The organism is Mangrovimonas yunxiaonensis (assembly GCF_000733475.1).
In the GTDB taxonomy this organism is placed as follows: Bacteria; Bacteroidota; Bacteroidia; order Flavobacteriales; family Flavobacteriaceae; genus Mangrovimonas; species Mangrovimonas yunxiaonensis.
On the sequence record NZ_JPFK01000007.1, the window covers coordinates 699,205 to 712,963 of the forward strand.

Annotated in this window: 14 protein-coding genes and 2 tRNA genes; 4 read left to right on the top strand and 12 right to left on the bottom strand. The window is 40.7% G+C overall.

The genetic code is table 11. The features are described from left to right. Position 1 precedes the first annotated feature (1 nt). From IA57_RS10570 to IA57_RS10600, 7 genes are read right to left on the bottom strand one after another with little or no spacing between them, the layout of a single operon-like run. A complete protein-coding gene (locus tag IA57_RS10570; RefSeq protein ID WP_036123011.1) occupies positions 2–1,108 on the bottom strand; it encodes an ABC transporter permease in 1,107 nt (368 codons plus the stop codon). Next, the gene (locus IA57_RS10575) at positions 1,105–1,833 is read right to left on the bottom strand and encodes an ABC transporter ATP-binding protein (protein ID WP_051881041.1); all 729 of its coding nucleotides are present in this window, start codon (positions 1,831–1,833) and stop codon (positions 1,105–1,107) included. Before IA57_RS10575 ends, IA57_RS10570 begins: the two co-directional genes overlap by 4 nt. Further along, positions 1,830–2,735: an ABC transporter ATP-binding protein gene (locus tag IA57_RS10580; RefSeq protein WP_036123014.1), complete on the bottom strand. Its 906-nt coding sequence runs from the start codon at positions 2,733–2,735 to the stop codon at positions 1,830–1,832. The genes IA57_RS10575 and IA57_RS10580 overlap by 4 nt, the downstream gene beginning before the upstream one ends. A gap of 2 nt (positions 2,736–2,737) precedes the next feature. Further along, entirely contained in the window at positions 2,738–3,208 is a 471-nt protein-coding gene (locus IA57_RS10585) for a hypothetical protein (RefSeq protein WP_036123015.1), read from the bottom strand. 19 nt (positions 3,209–3,227) lie between these two features. Continuing rightward, positions 3,228–4,127 (bottom strand): HlyD family secretion protein, encoded by a 900-nt coding sequence (locus tag IA57_RS10590; RefSeq protein WP_036123017.1) that lies wholly within the window; start codon positions 4,125–4,127, stop codon positions 3,228–3,230. A gap of 8 nt (positions 4,128–4,135) precedes the next feature. Further along, complete coding sequence (locus tag IA57_RS10595) at positions 4,136–5,395, bottom strand: TolC family protein (RefSeq protein WP_036123020.1); 1,260 nt, start codon at positions 5,393–5,395, stop codon at positions 4,136–4,138. 4 nt (positions 5,396–5,399) lie between these two features. Further along, complete coding sequence (locus tag IA57_RS10600; protein WP_036123023.1) at positions 5,400–6,011, bottom strand: TetR/AcrR family transcriptional regulator; 612 nt, start codon at positions 6,009–6,011, stop codon at positions 5,400–5,402. A gap of 234 nt (positions 6,012–6,245) precedes the next feature. Between IA57_RS10600 and bshB1 the strand changes: the two genes are divergently transcribed. Both bshB1 and IA57_RS10610 read left to right on the top strand, forming a co-directional pair. After that, on the top strand, positions 6,246–6,968 hold the full coding sequence (gene bshB1, locus IA57_RS10605; RefSeq protein WP_036123026.1) for a bacillithiol biosynthesis deacetylase BshB1: 723 nt from the start codon (positions 6,246–6,248) through the stop codon (positions 6,966–6,968). A 60-nt stretch (positions 6,969–7,028) separates the two neighbouring features. Further along, positions 7,029–7,104: transfer RNA gene (locus tag IA57_RS10610), tRNA-His, on the top strand. Between the two features lie 84 nt (positions 7,105–7,188). Here IA57_RS10610 and IA57_RS10615 read toward each other — a convergent pair. The 5 genes from IA57_RS10615 to IA57_RS10635 all read right to left on the bottom strand — a co-directional run bounded on the left by IA57_RS10615 (position 7,189) and on the right by IA57_RS10635 (position 11,510). Continuing rightward, positions 7,189–8,766, bottom strand: a complete 1,578-nt coding sequence (locus IA57_RS10615; protein WP_036123028.1) for a M28 family metallopeptidase — start codon at positions 8,764–8,766, stop codon at positions 7,189–7,191. 87 nt (positions 8,767–8,853) lie between these two features. After that, positions 8,854–9,897 carry a M28 family peptidase gene (locus IA57_RS10620; protein ID WP_036123031.1) on the bottom strand — a complete coding sequence of 348 codons (1,044 nt, stop codon included), beginning with the start codon at positions 9,895–9,897 and terminating at the stop codon, positions 8,854–8,856. A gap of 95 nt (positions 9,898–9,992) precedes the next feature. Then, positions 9,993–10,433 carry an FUSC family protein gene (locus IA57_RS10625; RefSeq protein WP_188358248.1) on the bottom strand — a complete coding sequence of 147 codons (441 nt, stop codon included), beginning with the start codon at positions 10,431–10,433 and terminating at the stop codon, positions 9,993–9,995. A gap of 8 nt (positions 10,434–10,441) precedes the next feature. Continuing rightward, a complete protein-coding gene (locus IA57_RS10630; protein WP_036123033.1) occupies positions 10,442–11,224 on the bottom strand; it encodes a DUF3108 domain-containing protein in 783 nt (260 codons plus the stop codon). A 198-nt stretch (positions 11,225–11,422) separates the two neighbouring features. Beyond that, positions 11,423–11,510 (bottom strand) — tRNA-Ser (locus tag IA57_RS10635). A gap of 151 nt (positions 11,511–11,661) precedes the next feature. Here IA57_RS10635 and IA57_RS10640 point away from each other — a divergent pair. Then, positions 11,662–12,291, top strand: a complete 630-nt coding sequence (locus IA57_RS10640) for an NAD(P)H-dependent oxidoreductase (RefSeq protein ID WP_036123035.1) — start codon at positions 11,662–11,664, stop codon at positions 12,289–12,291. Between the two features lie 73 nt (positions 12,292–12,364). Further along, positions 12,365–13,567, top strand: coding sequence for a DegT/DnrJ/EryC1/StrS family aminotransferase (locus IA57_RS10645; protein WP_036123038.1), 1,203 nt, complete (start codon positions 12,365–12,367; stop codon positions 13,565–13,567). Positions 13,568–13,759: the final 192 nt, after the last annotated feature.

A 13,759-nucleotide genomic window follows, 5' to 3' on the forward strand; every position in this document is an offset into this window, starting at 1 on the left:
ATTACTCCAGCCTAATTTTATATTTCTTCACACTTATACCCAGATATATGAGGGTCATGGCCAATAGAATTAAGGTTTCCTTTAATAAAAAGCCAAGCCCAATGCCTTTTAGCATGATGCCTTTAACAATAACGATAAACCATTTGGCCGGTATAATGTTACTAATCGCTTGTAAGGGCAGGGGCATGCTGCTTATGGGAAAAATAAACCCTGAAAGCAAAATAGTGGGTAGCATTAAGCCCATAAGGGAGATCATCATGGCTGTTTGTTGTGTAGCGGCAATGGTTGAGATTAAGATGCCCAAAACCAAGGAGGTAATAATAAACAAAACACTTTCCAAGGCTAAAAAAAACAGGCTGCCATTTACAGGCACCTTAAAAACAAAAATACTTAGCAGCACAATGGCCATGGCGTTTATAACAGATAGAAAAATATAAGGAAACACTTTTCCGGCAATAACCTGATAGGGTTTTAAGGGCGAAACCAATAAAATTTCCATAGTGCCTTGTTCTTTCTCCCGGGTGATTGATATGGAGGTCATCATGGCAGAAACTAACATTAAAATAACCGTCATAACCCCAGGAACAAACATGTATACGCTTTTTAATTCGGCATTGTAAACCATGCGGCTTTGTGGGATTATTTGGTAGGGGGTAAATGCACCATTGTTGATGTCCTGTTGCTGTTTTTTTAGGATAGAGGTAATGTAATTGCTTATGGTATTGGCCATGTTGGGGTCTGTAGCATCGGTAAGTATTTGTACGTTGGCTTGTGCTTCTTTAGTGATGTTCTTCGCGAACATGTTTTCAAACTGAAGCACGGCTTTTATCTTCCCTTTTTTAAAAACGGTTTCTATAGCAGTTTCATCCTGAAGCACATCAACAATATTAAAATGTTTTGAGGCCGCTATATTGTTGATGATTTCTTTGGTGGTAACATCGTTCGATTGGTCTAAAATAGCAATGTCTACATGGTTTATCTCGTTGGTAATGGCAAAGCCAAACAGCAGTATTTGGGCAATGGGCATACCAAAAAGGATAAACAAGGAGCGTTTATCACGGTAAATGTGAAAAAACTCTTTTTTTACAAAACCTATAAACTTTTTCATCCTCTGGCCAATTTTAGGAACACCTCGTTCATGGTGTCTGTTTTATAGTGTGCTTTGAGCCTTTTTGGGGTGTCTAAGGCTTCAATTTTCCCGTTAACCATAATCGACACCCGGTCGCAATATTCGGCCTCGTCCATATAGTGCGTGGTTACAAAAATGGTGGTACCCTTGTGGGCGGCCTTATAAATCATTTCCCAAAACTGGCGTCTGGTAATGGGATCGACCCCACCGGTGGGTTCATCTAAAAAAACAATTTTGGGGTCGTGTAATAGCGCTACCGAAAAGGCCAACTTTTGTTTCCATCCTAGCGGGAGCCCACCTACCAAGCTGTTGGAAACGGCTTGCAGGTTTAACTCTTCTATTAGCTTATGCGATTTTTCTTTAACCGCTTTTTTAGACAACCCATAAATACCACCATAGAACGAAATGTTTTCCTTGACCGTTAAATCGTCGTAAAGGGCAAACTTCTGACTCATGTAGCCGATATTTTTCTTAATGGCTTCGGTTTCTTTATACACATCAAATCCGGCAACGGTAGCACGTCCTGACGATGGGGTAGAAATGCCTATAAGCATTTTCATGGCTGTGGTTTTTCCAGCGCCATTAGCCCCTAAAAAACCAAAAATTTCCCCGGCCTTCACATGAAAACTAATGCGGTTTACCGCAGCAAAGTCCCCAAACAACTTGGTTAGGTTTTCGGCTTGTATAACGTAGTCGGTTTTCATTTTTTGGCGAGTTCCATAAACGAATCTTCTATGGTAGGTTTGGTTTTTTCTATGGTGATTTCTGTAAGCCCCAAGTGTTTTAGGTATTGGCTTAAAGCTGTTTTGTCCGGCGTGTTGCGCTTGTCGGTATAGTGTACGTACTCTCCAAACGGAAAAACGCTATGGGTGTGTTGGTATTTTTGAAGGCTGGTAATTAATAGGTACATGTTGTTGGCCCTAATATTGTACAAGGGTTTTGGAAAATGTTCTGTAATGGCCTTAGGGGTATTAATCTCCAAAATGCGCCCATCTTGAATTAAGGCAATGCGGTCGCAGAGTGCAGCTTCATCCATATAGGGGGTCGATACTAAAATGGTCATGCCTTTGTTTTGCAGCCGCTTTAGCATGTCCCAGAATTCTTTCCGCGATACGGGGTCAACCCCAGTTGTGGGTTCATCTAAAAACAGGACTTTGGGCTTGTGTATTAGGGCGCAGCTTAGGGCGAGTTTTTGTTTCATGCCGCCAGAAAGCTTTCCTGCCCTACGATTTTTAAAGGGTTCTATTTGTACATAGATGTCTTTTACCAGATCGTAATTTGCATCAATAGTGGTACCAAAAATGGTGGCAAAAAAGTTTAGGTTTTCTTCTACCGTTAGGTCTTGGTATAACGAAAAGCGCCCGGGCATATAGCCAACACTGTTTCTAATGGCCTTATAGTTGGTTACCACATCAAACCCCGAAACGGTAGCAACACCGTTATCGGGGGTGAGTAAGGTGGTAAGAATGCGAAATAAGGTTGTTTTACCAGCGCCATCTGGTCCTATAAGCCCAAAAAGCTCTCCCGTCTCAACACCAAAGGAAATGTCCTTGAGCGCTGTAACCGTGTTATAGGATTTAGATATGTTGGCAACGGTAATTTCCATGGTTACTTAAAATACGTGTGATAGGCGGTTATGTTCTCTTTAATGCTTTTGTATATAGGCTGGGCTTCTTCGGGTGTTTTGCTGGCTTCTAAAGTGCCAATTTTATCAATTAATGGGTGAAGCCAAACGTGTAGGTTGTCATGCGAGGCGCCTTTCATGGTACATTCTTTAACAATGTAATTTTTCTCGGTATTTAGAGCTTTGGCCAAATGGTGGTAGTCCTCTAAGGTTGTTGGGGTGTTGTTTTCAAGGAGGCGTAGCATGTTGGTAACGCCTTCGTTAGTTTCGGGGTTGGCGTTCCATTTGGTGCCGTTATCCAGTTGTATGTCCTTAACCCAACTGTTAGAGAGGGCGTTGTTGTCGTGGTGCGTTGCGTGTGTTGCGTGCTCGTTTGTTGTTTCGTTTTTAGCATGGTCTTTACAGCCTAGAAAACTCAATAAGGCTATGCTAAGTAGTAGCGGTAGTTTTTTCATGATTTGTGTGTTATTTATGTTAATTTGTTTTTGGCTTTAACCACATTTCGGCCGGCATCCCTATTTTTAGACTGCCGTCATTTTTTACCTGAACTTTTACGGCATATACCAGGGCTACGCGTTCTTCTTTGGTTTGAATGATTTTCGGGGTAAATTCTGCTTCCGAAGCAATCCAGCTTATGGTACCGTTGTAGGATGTCATGCCGTTGGCGTCGTCAATTTTAACCGTTACGGTCTCCCCGAGGGCAATACTGGCCAATTGGGGCGCACTTACGTACACCCGAAGCTCTAAAGCAGATAAATCGGCAATTTTGTACAAGGGTTTTCCAAAAGTTACAATTTCGTTGGCCTCGGCGTATTTAGCCAAAACCGTCCCTTCAACGGGGTTTATAAGGTTGCTTTTAGCAATTTGGTCGTCCAACTGCTGCAGTTGTACATCCAAGCTTTTAAGCTCGTTAACAACCGGGGCATTTTGGATTTCCACACTGCGGATGCTATTTTGTAACACCGCAATTTCGCCTTCAACATCATCCAGTTGCTTTTGAGTGCCTGCTTGGTCTTTTATTAAATTCTGAATCCGATTTTTATTGGTCTGGGCGGTTTTTAATTTGGCCTGCAAAACGTTTATTTGGGATAATACCCCCTTTGATTTGGCACTAATCACCTGCTTTTGTATGTGTAGCTGTGCTTTTTTTAAGGCCAGTGGAATGGTATCGATATAGCCTATTAGCTGTCCTGATTTAATGGTCGTACCTTCTTCTACGTTAAACTGCATTAATTTTCCTGTATTTTCTGCCGAAATGGTAATTTCTGTGGCTTCAAAGTTACCATACCCATCGGCTTTTTCGTCCTTTCCGTTGCAGGCAACGAGAAGTGTGGTTGCAATGGCAAGCAGGAATGTGGCGTGTTGTTTTTTCATCGCGATTACTAGTTGTTAAGGCCTTTTATTACATTATAATTTGCTTTGGCCAGTTGTAGTTGGGTTTTATGTTGGTTAAAAAGGTTTTCGGCTTCGTATAGTTTGGTAAGTTGGGTGGTATAATCGGCAGTAGTAATCACGCCATTTTTTAATTGTGCGTTTGATGCTGCTACGATTTCTTTTTGTAGAGCTATTAATTGTTGGTCTATTAACAAGGTGTTTTCTAAGGTTTCAATGTCCTTTTTTTGGTCGTTTAGAGCGATGTTGGTGTTTAGTCTAAAAACAGCTTCCTCGCTGTCTACTAAGGCTTTAGAGACTTCAAGCGCCTGCCTTTTGTTTTTGTTGCTGTTCCAATCGAACACCTTCCAGTTAAGCTGTAGCCCTAGCATGTAAAACGTTTTAAAATCGTTTTCTAGCATGTTAAGTCCGGGATTGCCATAACCGCCCGTAGCAAAACCGGAAAGTTCTGGTAAAACGGTTTTGGATAGCAGATTTTTTTGTTGTTCAATTTCTTGTTTTTGTAAGCTGAACAGGCCTATTTCCGGACGGTTTAAGGTGCCTTCTGCTGTTGTGGTAACCAGGGGTTTTTCAAATTGGGTTTCGGCATGAATGGAAGTTCCTGTAAGTGCTGCCAGCGCCGCTATAAACTTTGTTTTGTTGTTGTTGGCCTCGGTGGTTTGCTGTAGGATTCTTAAAAGTTCGGTTTCTATGTTTTTTTCAGATGTTGGTAATAAAACACCGTTTTTTACTCCCGATTTAACTTCGGTTAGTGTGCTTTCTAATTGAACCCTTCTAAGTTCTAATAACTCTATTTGGTCTACCGACAATAAAATAGCGAAGTAAAGTTGGTTGACGTGTTGCTTTAACTGATAAAGGCTTACTTCAACCGCTTTCTTTTTTTTATCTGTAGTAATATGCTGTAGGTAGGTGGTGGCTTTTATTTTTCCACCGTTATAAATCAATTGGTTGGCAGAAAGCGTTGCTCGGTACTGATCGTTGTTTAGGGGGGCTATGCCTGTGTTGGGAATGGGAACTTGGGTCACATCAGACAGGTAGGTAGCTTGGGCGTTGAGGTTTAACTGGGGGCGGGTTTTGGCTTTTATCGCCGAGCGTTCGGCGGCTTCTTGTTGGTCTAGAATTGTACGCTGTTGGGCCAAAGGATAATGGGTTTCTAAATGGGCATAACAGGCTTCCAGACTAAGGGTGTTTTGCGAATACCCTAAAAAAGTAGTGCATACAAGCAGACTGTATAGAAGAAAGGTTTTCATAACGTCATTTTTTTATGGCATTTATAATAAAACTAGAAACGGCTTCCTTACGGGCTTCCATGACTTCTTTAAACCCCTTGTCGTCTTTGTCTACAAAAGCTTTAATTAGTGGGCTGGCCACAAAGGGAAAGACGTTTAAGGAGAGTATGTTAATAAACAATTGTTCGGCACTTATGGGGTTAATAAGGCCGGCATCAATGTCGTCCTGTACCTGTTTTTTAAAACGCGCTATGTTGGGGAAAGCCACATTGTTTTTTAAGGTTTCAATAAACTTGGGGTTTCTGTTTAGTTCCTGTATGATAAAATTGGGTAAATACGGCTGTTTTATCATGAAGTTTATATAGTTGTGGGTAAAGCTTTTAATTTTTTCCTCTATAGAGGCATCGCTGTTTAGTATGCCATTAAGTTGTGGGGCTAAAAGCTTAAACGCATGGTTAAACACGGCCTCGAACAACAACTGTTTGCTGCGGTAGTAATAATGCAACATGGCCTTGTTAATACCGGCCTTATCTGCTATTTCCTGCATTCTAGCACCTGCCATCCCTTTGGTTTCAAAAACGCTTTTGGCGGCTTCTAGAATTTGATGTTCTGTAGTATTGTCTTTATGTTTTGCCATGTGTTAACTATAAGGTTTAACCATTTGGTTAACAAAGCTACGAAAAAAAAGATTAATGGTGTGGTTTTAACATAAACTTTAACGGTGTATAGGATTTTTTTGCTGGTGTTTTTGGGGTATAACTCTTACTATTTTTATATTTTTAGCTAAAAATAGAGTTAAGGTAGGCCCGCTGTGTTTTGAGCGTATTTGAAAGACGGGTTTGGAGCTTGCGCAAGATAAAAAGATACGTATATGAAATTAGACATTCTGGCAATTGGGGCACATCCTGACGATGTAGAGTTGGGCTGTGGCGCAACCTTGGCCAAAGAAATTTCGAGAGGAAAAACAGTAGGGATTATCGATTTAACTAGGGGCGAATTGGGAACCCGTGGTACGGCAGAAACAAGAGATGCCGAATCGGAGGCAGCTGCTAATATTTTAGGGGTTGCTTTTAGGACCAATATGGAGTTTGCCGATGGGTTTTTTATAAACGATAGGCAACACCAGATAGAATTGATTAAAATGATTAGAAAATACCGTCCTGAAATTGTGTTTTGCAATGCGATAACAGACCGGCATATAGACCATGGAAAGGGGAGTAAACTGGTAAGCGATGCTTGCTTTTTAAGTGGTTTGCTAAAAATTGATACCAAATGTGAGGACAGCGGTACGTGGCAAGACCCGTGGCGCCCCAAGCAAGTATACCATTACATACAATGGCAACCTATTGATCCAGACATAGTTGTTGATGTTTCTGGTTTTGTAGAAACGAAGATGGAAGCCGTTTTAGCCTACAAAACCCAATTTTATAATCCAGACAGCAAAGATCCCGAAACCCCCATATCGAGTAAAAATTTTACCGATAGTGTTCGTTATAGAACCCGTGATTTAGGGCGTTTAATTGGTGTAGAACATGCAGAAGGGTTTACTGTAGAACGCTATCCTGCAGTGGATAGCATTTTTGATTTAAAATAATTTTAAAAAAGGTTTGTAGAAATAAGGAAATGGTTTAAATTTGCAATCCTAATTTAAAATGGTGGTTGTAGCTCAGTTGGTTAGAGCGCCTGATTGTGGTTCAGGAGGTCGTCGGTTCGAGACCGATCTTCCACCCAAAAGTAAAAGCTTCACAGTAATGTGAAGCTTTTTTTGTTTGTGCTATTTTTAATTTAAAAAACTTAGTGCTAACCAGTGTGTGTTAGTTGGACTTGTCCACTGTAATTCTATTCGGTCTGTTGGCCAATTCCCAGGCTGTATGAAAGATAAGTCTGGTGCGCTTTTCAAGCAAATCGTAACGTATTTTTTCAACCGTATCGCTGGGTCTGTGGTAATCGGCATGGGTGCCGTTAAAATAAAAAATGGCCGGGATGTTGTTTTTTACAAAGTTATAATGGTCGCTTCTGTAGTAAAAACGGTTTGGGTCGTTATCGTCGTTATAGGTATAATCAAAGTTAAGACCAACATATTTTTTATTCACTTCCTCAGAGATTTGGTGGAGTTCTGTGCTTAGCTTATCGCTGCCAATTAAATAAATGTAGTTGTCGTCTCCCGTCTTTTCATGTTTTGGATCAACACGTCCAATCATGTCTATGTTTAAATTCGCTACAGTGTTTTCTAATGGAAAAACCGGGTCGAAATCGGTGTAATATTGCGATCCTAATAAGCCTTTTTCTTCGGCTGTTACATGAAGGAATAAGATCGATCTTTTTGGTGCCATACCATTTTTAGAGGCTATTTTAAAGGCTTCGGCTATTTCTAAAAGTGCCACACAGCCCGAACCGTCGTCATCGGCGCCATTGTAAATTTCACCATCTTTAATGCCCTCATGGTCTAGATGGGCAGAAAGTACAATAAGTTCGTCGGGTTTTTCGCTGCCCTTAATGTAAGCCAGGACATTTTCAGAAATAATGCTTTTTGAGTTGCTTTTGTAAGAAAGCGTAACAGGGCTGTTCACAACTCTAGGGGTGTTTTCTGTTTCAATATGGGTAAGAAGCGATTTTGCCAAGGGCGTGTCTATTAAAAACAGGCTTAAGCTTTCGGTATCGGCTTTTAGCTTCATTTTTTCGGTGTTGTTCCCGTATCTCATAACCGCCATATGGTAAACATCTGGGTGGTAAAATAATAGGGTTTTAACGCCTTTTTCTTTTGCCTTACGGTATTTTAAGGAGAATTCTTGATTCAAATCGGACCATGCTGATGGTAGTTTGTTGCCGCTAATTTTGTAGTTGCCATTGGCATCTTTTGGTTCGCCAGACTTGATTAGTACCACCTTTCCGGCTACATCTATGTTTTCGTAATCGGAATAACTGTCCGATTCGATGCCATAACCGGCAAACACAAAATTGTTTACGGTTAGGGTTTCGTCTTTATTGCCAAGCACAGCAATAAAATCATCGGTATAATTAAATGTTTTGCCATTGGTGGTTAGGGTTGCCGTTGGGGTTTGTGTTATTTCTAGGGGGACTTCCTGAAAGTAATTGTTATTGGGTAGGGCAGCGGCCACGCCCATGTTCATGTAGTTGTTTCTTAAAAATTGAACCGCCTTTTTTTGACCCGGTTGGCCTGTTTCACGGCCTTCAAAATCGTCTGAAGCATAGGTGTACAGCAGCTCTTTTAGCTCTTCAGAAGTTATGGTTTCGACAAAGGTGGTAACATCGGCCACTTTAGATGTGGTGGTTGTGCTTGGTTGTGGTGTGGTGCTTTGCGGTGTTTGGGGCTTTTGTGTGCCGCAAGACAAAACTAAAGCGCCAAGCACGAATACGAGTGCTTTTTTCATGGTCGTTAATTTGAATTGGTATTTATACAAATGTAACGATTAAACAAATGTAGCCTTAGGCTGTTTGGGAAACTTTAACAGCCGGTTTTAAAGTTCGTCGTTCATGATAAGTTTGTTGTCCTGATTGGCCAAGTGCCATGCCGTAGCAAAAATAAGCTTAGTGCGTTTTTCTAATAGCGGATAGTTTATTTTATCGGGAGTATCGGTGGCTTGGTGGTAGTCTTCATGTTCGCCGTTAAAATAAAAGATTACAGGAACGTTGTGTCTGGCAAAATTGTAATGGTCAGATCGGTAGTAGTAGCGGTTTCCGTCGTCTTCAGCATTGTATTTATAGTCTAAAAGCAGGTTAAAATAGGTTTTGTTTACTTTTTCTGAAAGGTAGTGTAGTTCTTTGCTAAGCCTATCGGAACCAATTAAATAGATGTAGTCGGTATTGGCGTTTTGGTAGGTGAAATCCTTGCGCCCAATCATATCGATGTTTAAATTGGCAATGGTATTTTCTAGCGGGAAAACGGGATCGGTATTGGTATAGTAATACGAGCCTTGAAGTCCGATTTCCTCGGCGGTAAAGTGTAGGAACAAGACGCTGCGTTTTGGGCCATGTCCGTTTATTTCGGCTTGTTTAAAGGCTTCGGCCATTTCCATTAAGGCTACCGTGCCCGAACCGTCGTCGTCTGCACCGTAAAAAATAATGTCGCCTTCGGTACCCAAGTGATCGTAATGAGCCGATAGGACCAGAACCTCTTCAGGTTTTTCGGTACCTTTTATGTAGGCCAGAATGTTTTCGGAAGCATTTATATCTTTTGGAAGAAAGGTTTCTGGGATGTGCTGAAAATAAGTCCCATTTTTTAACGGCGTGGCCATTTGCAGATCCTGATAGTAATTTTGAATAAACGCAGCAGCCTTTTTTTGCCCAGGTTCACCAGTTTTTCTGCCGGCAAATTCGTCGTTGGCATAATCGTATAATAACGATTTAAGCTCTGCTTCTGTTATGGTGTTTGAGTAGGAGGTAAGGACGAGTGAGTCCTGAAGCTTGATGCTTTTTTTTAGGTTGCTTATTTTGGTGCTGTACTTTGTAGTGGCACAAGATCCAACTAAGGTTAAAATTGATGCAACAAGAAATGATTTCATATTGATTAATAGCTTAGTATGAATCAAATAAAGTAAAAAAAAAGAATAATCTCCTAAAGATTATTCTTTTTTTATCTGTAAAAACAGGCAATGGGTTATAAATCAATCTCTTCTATCTCTATGTTTTCAAGCTCGTTGTCTAGTTCGTTGTTTAGCTCTTCAAGCTCCTCTGGAGCAATGTTTTCCAGTTCGCTATCAATACCTTCCAGTTCTTCCAGGTCTAATTCTTCCAGTTCTTCTATAGCCTCTTCCTGCGACTGTTGTTCTCTTTTTTCCAGTTCTTCTGTGTTGCCCATTTTTGCAGTGGTAAACAGCGATTTATACGTGGCCATGGCCATAGCGATAACCGATAATAAAAACACCAGTTGTACGGTTTTTAATGGGGTTCCTGCTCTCTTGGCAAAATACAGTGCCAAAAAACCACAGGCCAAAGCTATAACGCCGGGAATAAATGCTAGGTTAGACACCGGAAGTGTTGCTAAAACAAGGGCTAGTATGGCGGTGATTAAGCCTAAAATAAGGAATGCTTTTTTCATGATTTATGTTAGTGTTTAAGTCCGGAAGCCGATTTAATTTTTAGTTCGCCATTGCCAACGGCAATTTTAAACTTGGCGTATAGCGGTATTTTATTTGCATCGGCTGTTAGCCAAAGTAAATTTTCATGACTACCTTTTAAAACGTTGTTGTTGCTTATGGTTATGGCCAATTTGTAACAGGTTTTAGTACCTAGGGCCGAAGGTATGGTTTCTGTTCCTAGGTATTTAAAATTAACGGTATGCGTTTCGTTGTCGAAAATAACCTTAAATGTTTTGGACTGTCCTTTTGTTAGGTTGGAAAAATCGACATTTCTAAGTTTGTACAAGGTAGTTACCAAATCGTTGGTATTGCTGCTTATGGAAACGTTTTTGTTTTCTTCCCAAATGGTGCCGTTGCTTCTTTTTTTCTTTTTTTGGCTTTTTACTTGGCCAGAGCTATGTTTAAAAGTGTATTTCATGTATTTGTAGTAACCGCCCTCGTTAATTTCACGTTTGTATAAAAACGGTTTTAAGGAAACCGGGCTAACATAGCTTTCGTATAGGTCTCTAATTTTAAAGAAACTGTCCCATTTGCTGTAGGTGGCCGCTGTGCATTTAAGGCGCAATAACGTTGCTTTAGAGGTTTTAACCGCACTTGTTTCCATGGTTACCTGGGCCAGTTCGTTTAAAATTCCAGACATGTTGTAAGTGGCCGTATAAACTAATTTTTCTGAGGGGCCTACGGCAGTATTTTGTGCTTTGGCAGATAGTAGGCAAAGCATTAGGGCAAATAAAGCGATGGTTTTTTTCATGCTAGGGCGCTTGTTTTTAACTAGGAGGTGTTATATCATTTATTATGCCGAAAATACAATACAAAGTAATATAAATCCAACTTTTAAATAAAAATAGCGGCTGTTTTTTTAACCAAGAGTACCATGCGTAGAAAGCGTTGTTTTTCTGAAGTTATTATGAAAAACAAAAAACCCACAACAAAAGTTGTGGGTTTTCTTTGGCGGAGAGAGAGGGATTCGAACCCCCGGAGGTGTGACCCTCAACGGTTTTCAAGACCGCCGCATTCGACCACTCTGCCATCTCTCCAGATGCGGGTGCAAATATATAACCCTTTTTAATTCCTTCAAATAAAAAACAGGATTTTTTTAAGAATTATTTTCAAGCCATAGGATTTATTTATCGCTATCCCTACTCGAAACTTTTTTGTATGTTTATTTTTGGCAAAAATTACGTTTAAATGAAGATTATAGATCAATTGGAATGGCGTTATGCAACAAAGGCGTTCGACCCCGAAAAGCTACTGCCCAAAGAAAAAGTAGCGACCGTTCTGCAGGCTTTTAATTTAACAGCTACCTCTTACGGTTTGCAGCCTATAAAATTAGTTGTTGTAAGCGATAAAGCCCTACAGGCCACTTTGGTGGATTATAGCATGAACCAAAAACAAATAGCCCAGGCCTCGCATGTTTTGGTTTTTTGTATTGAAACAAATGTAGATAAGGCTTTTGTAGCGGAATATTTTGAGCGCGTTCATAAAATAAGGCATACCGACAAACAAATTTTAAAACCTTTTAAAGACTTTCTTGTCGATGATTTTGAAAACAAAACCCAACAGGCCATAGAAGCTTGGGCGACGAATCAGGCCTATTTGGCCCTGGGTAATATCATGACCGTTTGCGCCCTAGAGGCGATAGACGCGTGCCCTATGGAAGGATTCGAACCGGAGCAATACGACCAACTTCTTAACTTAAAGGAAAAAGGCCTCAAATCGGTGTTGCTACTGCCCATAGGATATCGAGCGGCAAACGATATGTTTTCCAATTTTAAAAAGGTACGCCGTCCATTAACCGATTCGGTAATTATCTATTAATTTTTTATTTCTTCTTAAGAAATCCAGCGCTTTTTAATAGATTTGATACCACAATTTTTAGAGATTACTTACTATGCCAGGATTTGAGTTTTTTAGCGATTTAGAGCGCCAAGAGGTGCACGATGTTTTAAGCACAGGCGTTTTAATGCGTTATGGCTTTGATGCCATGCGTAATGGCCACTGGAAAGCCAAGGAACTTGAACAGGAACTAGAAAACCGCTTACACGTAAAACATGCACAGTTGGTCGCCAGTGGTACAGCCGCAGTAAGCGTTTCTTTAGCTGTAGCTGGTATTGGGGCAGGCGACGAAGTCATTATGCCAACCTTTACGTTTGTGGCCAGTTTTGAAGCTGTTATGATGCTGGGGGCAGTACCTGTTTTGGTTGATATAGACGATACCCTAACGCTGGATCCGGCTGCAGTTGAAAAAGCGATTACCCTCAAAACCAAAGCCATTATGCCAGTACATATGTGTGGGAGCATGGCTAATTTAGAAGCTTTACAAGGTATTTGTAACACGCATAATTTGCTTTTAATAGAAGATGCTTGCCAGGCCATTGGTGCTACTTACAACGGTAAAGCATTAGGAACCATAGGCGATGTGGGGTGTTTTTCTTTCGACTTTGTAAAGACCATTACCTGTGGCGAAGGCGGAGCGGTGGTGACCAATAATAGCGCTTATGCTACTCATGCCGATCATTATTCCGATCATGGGCACGACCATGTTGGCACCGATAGGGGGGCAGAAGGGCATCCGTTTTTAGGTTACAACTTTAGAATCTCTGAATTGAATGCCGCTGTAGGCTTAGCGCAAGTAAAGCGTTTGCCCGAGTTTATCGCCATACAAAAAGCACATTATACCATATTAAGAGAGGCCTTGTCGCAAATTCCAGAAATTACCTTTAGAGCAGTTCCCGAAGGCGGCGAAGAGAGCTATGCCTTTTTAAGTTTTTTCTTGCCAGACCTCAATCTAGCACGCTATGCCTCAAAAGCATTAAAGGAAGCTGGTGTTGACGGCTGTTTTCATTATTACGACAACAATTGGCATTACATCAGAAAATGGGAACATTTAAAGGATTTAAAAACACTGTATCCTGTTTCGGCCGAAGTGAAAGACGGCTTAAAATACCTTCAAACCAAAACCTTCGAACAATCGGATCACTACATAGGAAGAAACCTATCTTGCTTAATAAAACTTTCCTGGACCGAAGCGGAAGTAAAGGCTAGAGCAGCCAGTATGGTTGCAACCATTAATGCCGTTATTGCAGCCCGTTAAAATAACGTCAATCAAAATCGTATTCTAGTAACAGTTAAGGACGCCTTTTTTTAATTGGATTAATCCCAAAAGGTGTTTTTACAGGACGTTTATCTTCTTTCGTTAAGCATGTCCTTGCACCCCAATAGCTTGTTGTAAACAAATAAAGCCCCTTCAATGTTTTTAGGGTTTTGCTTTTAATGGGGTGTTAAT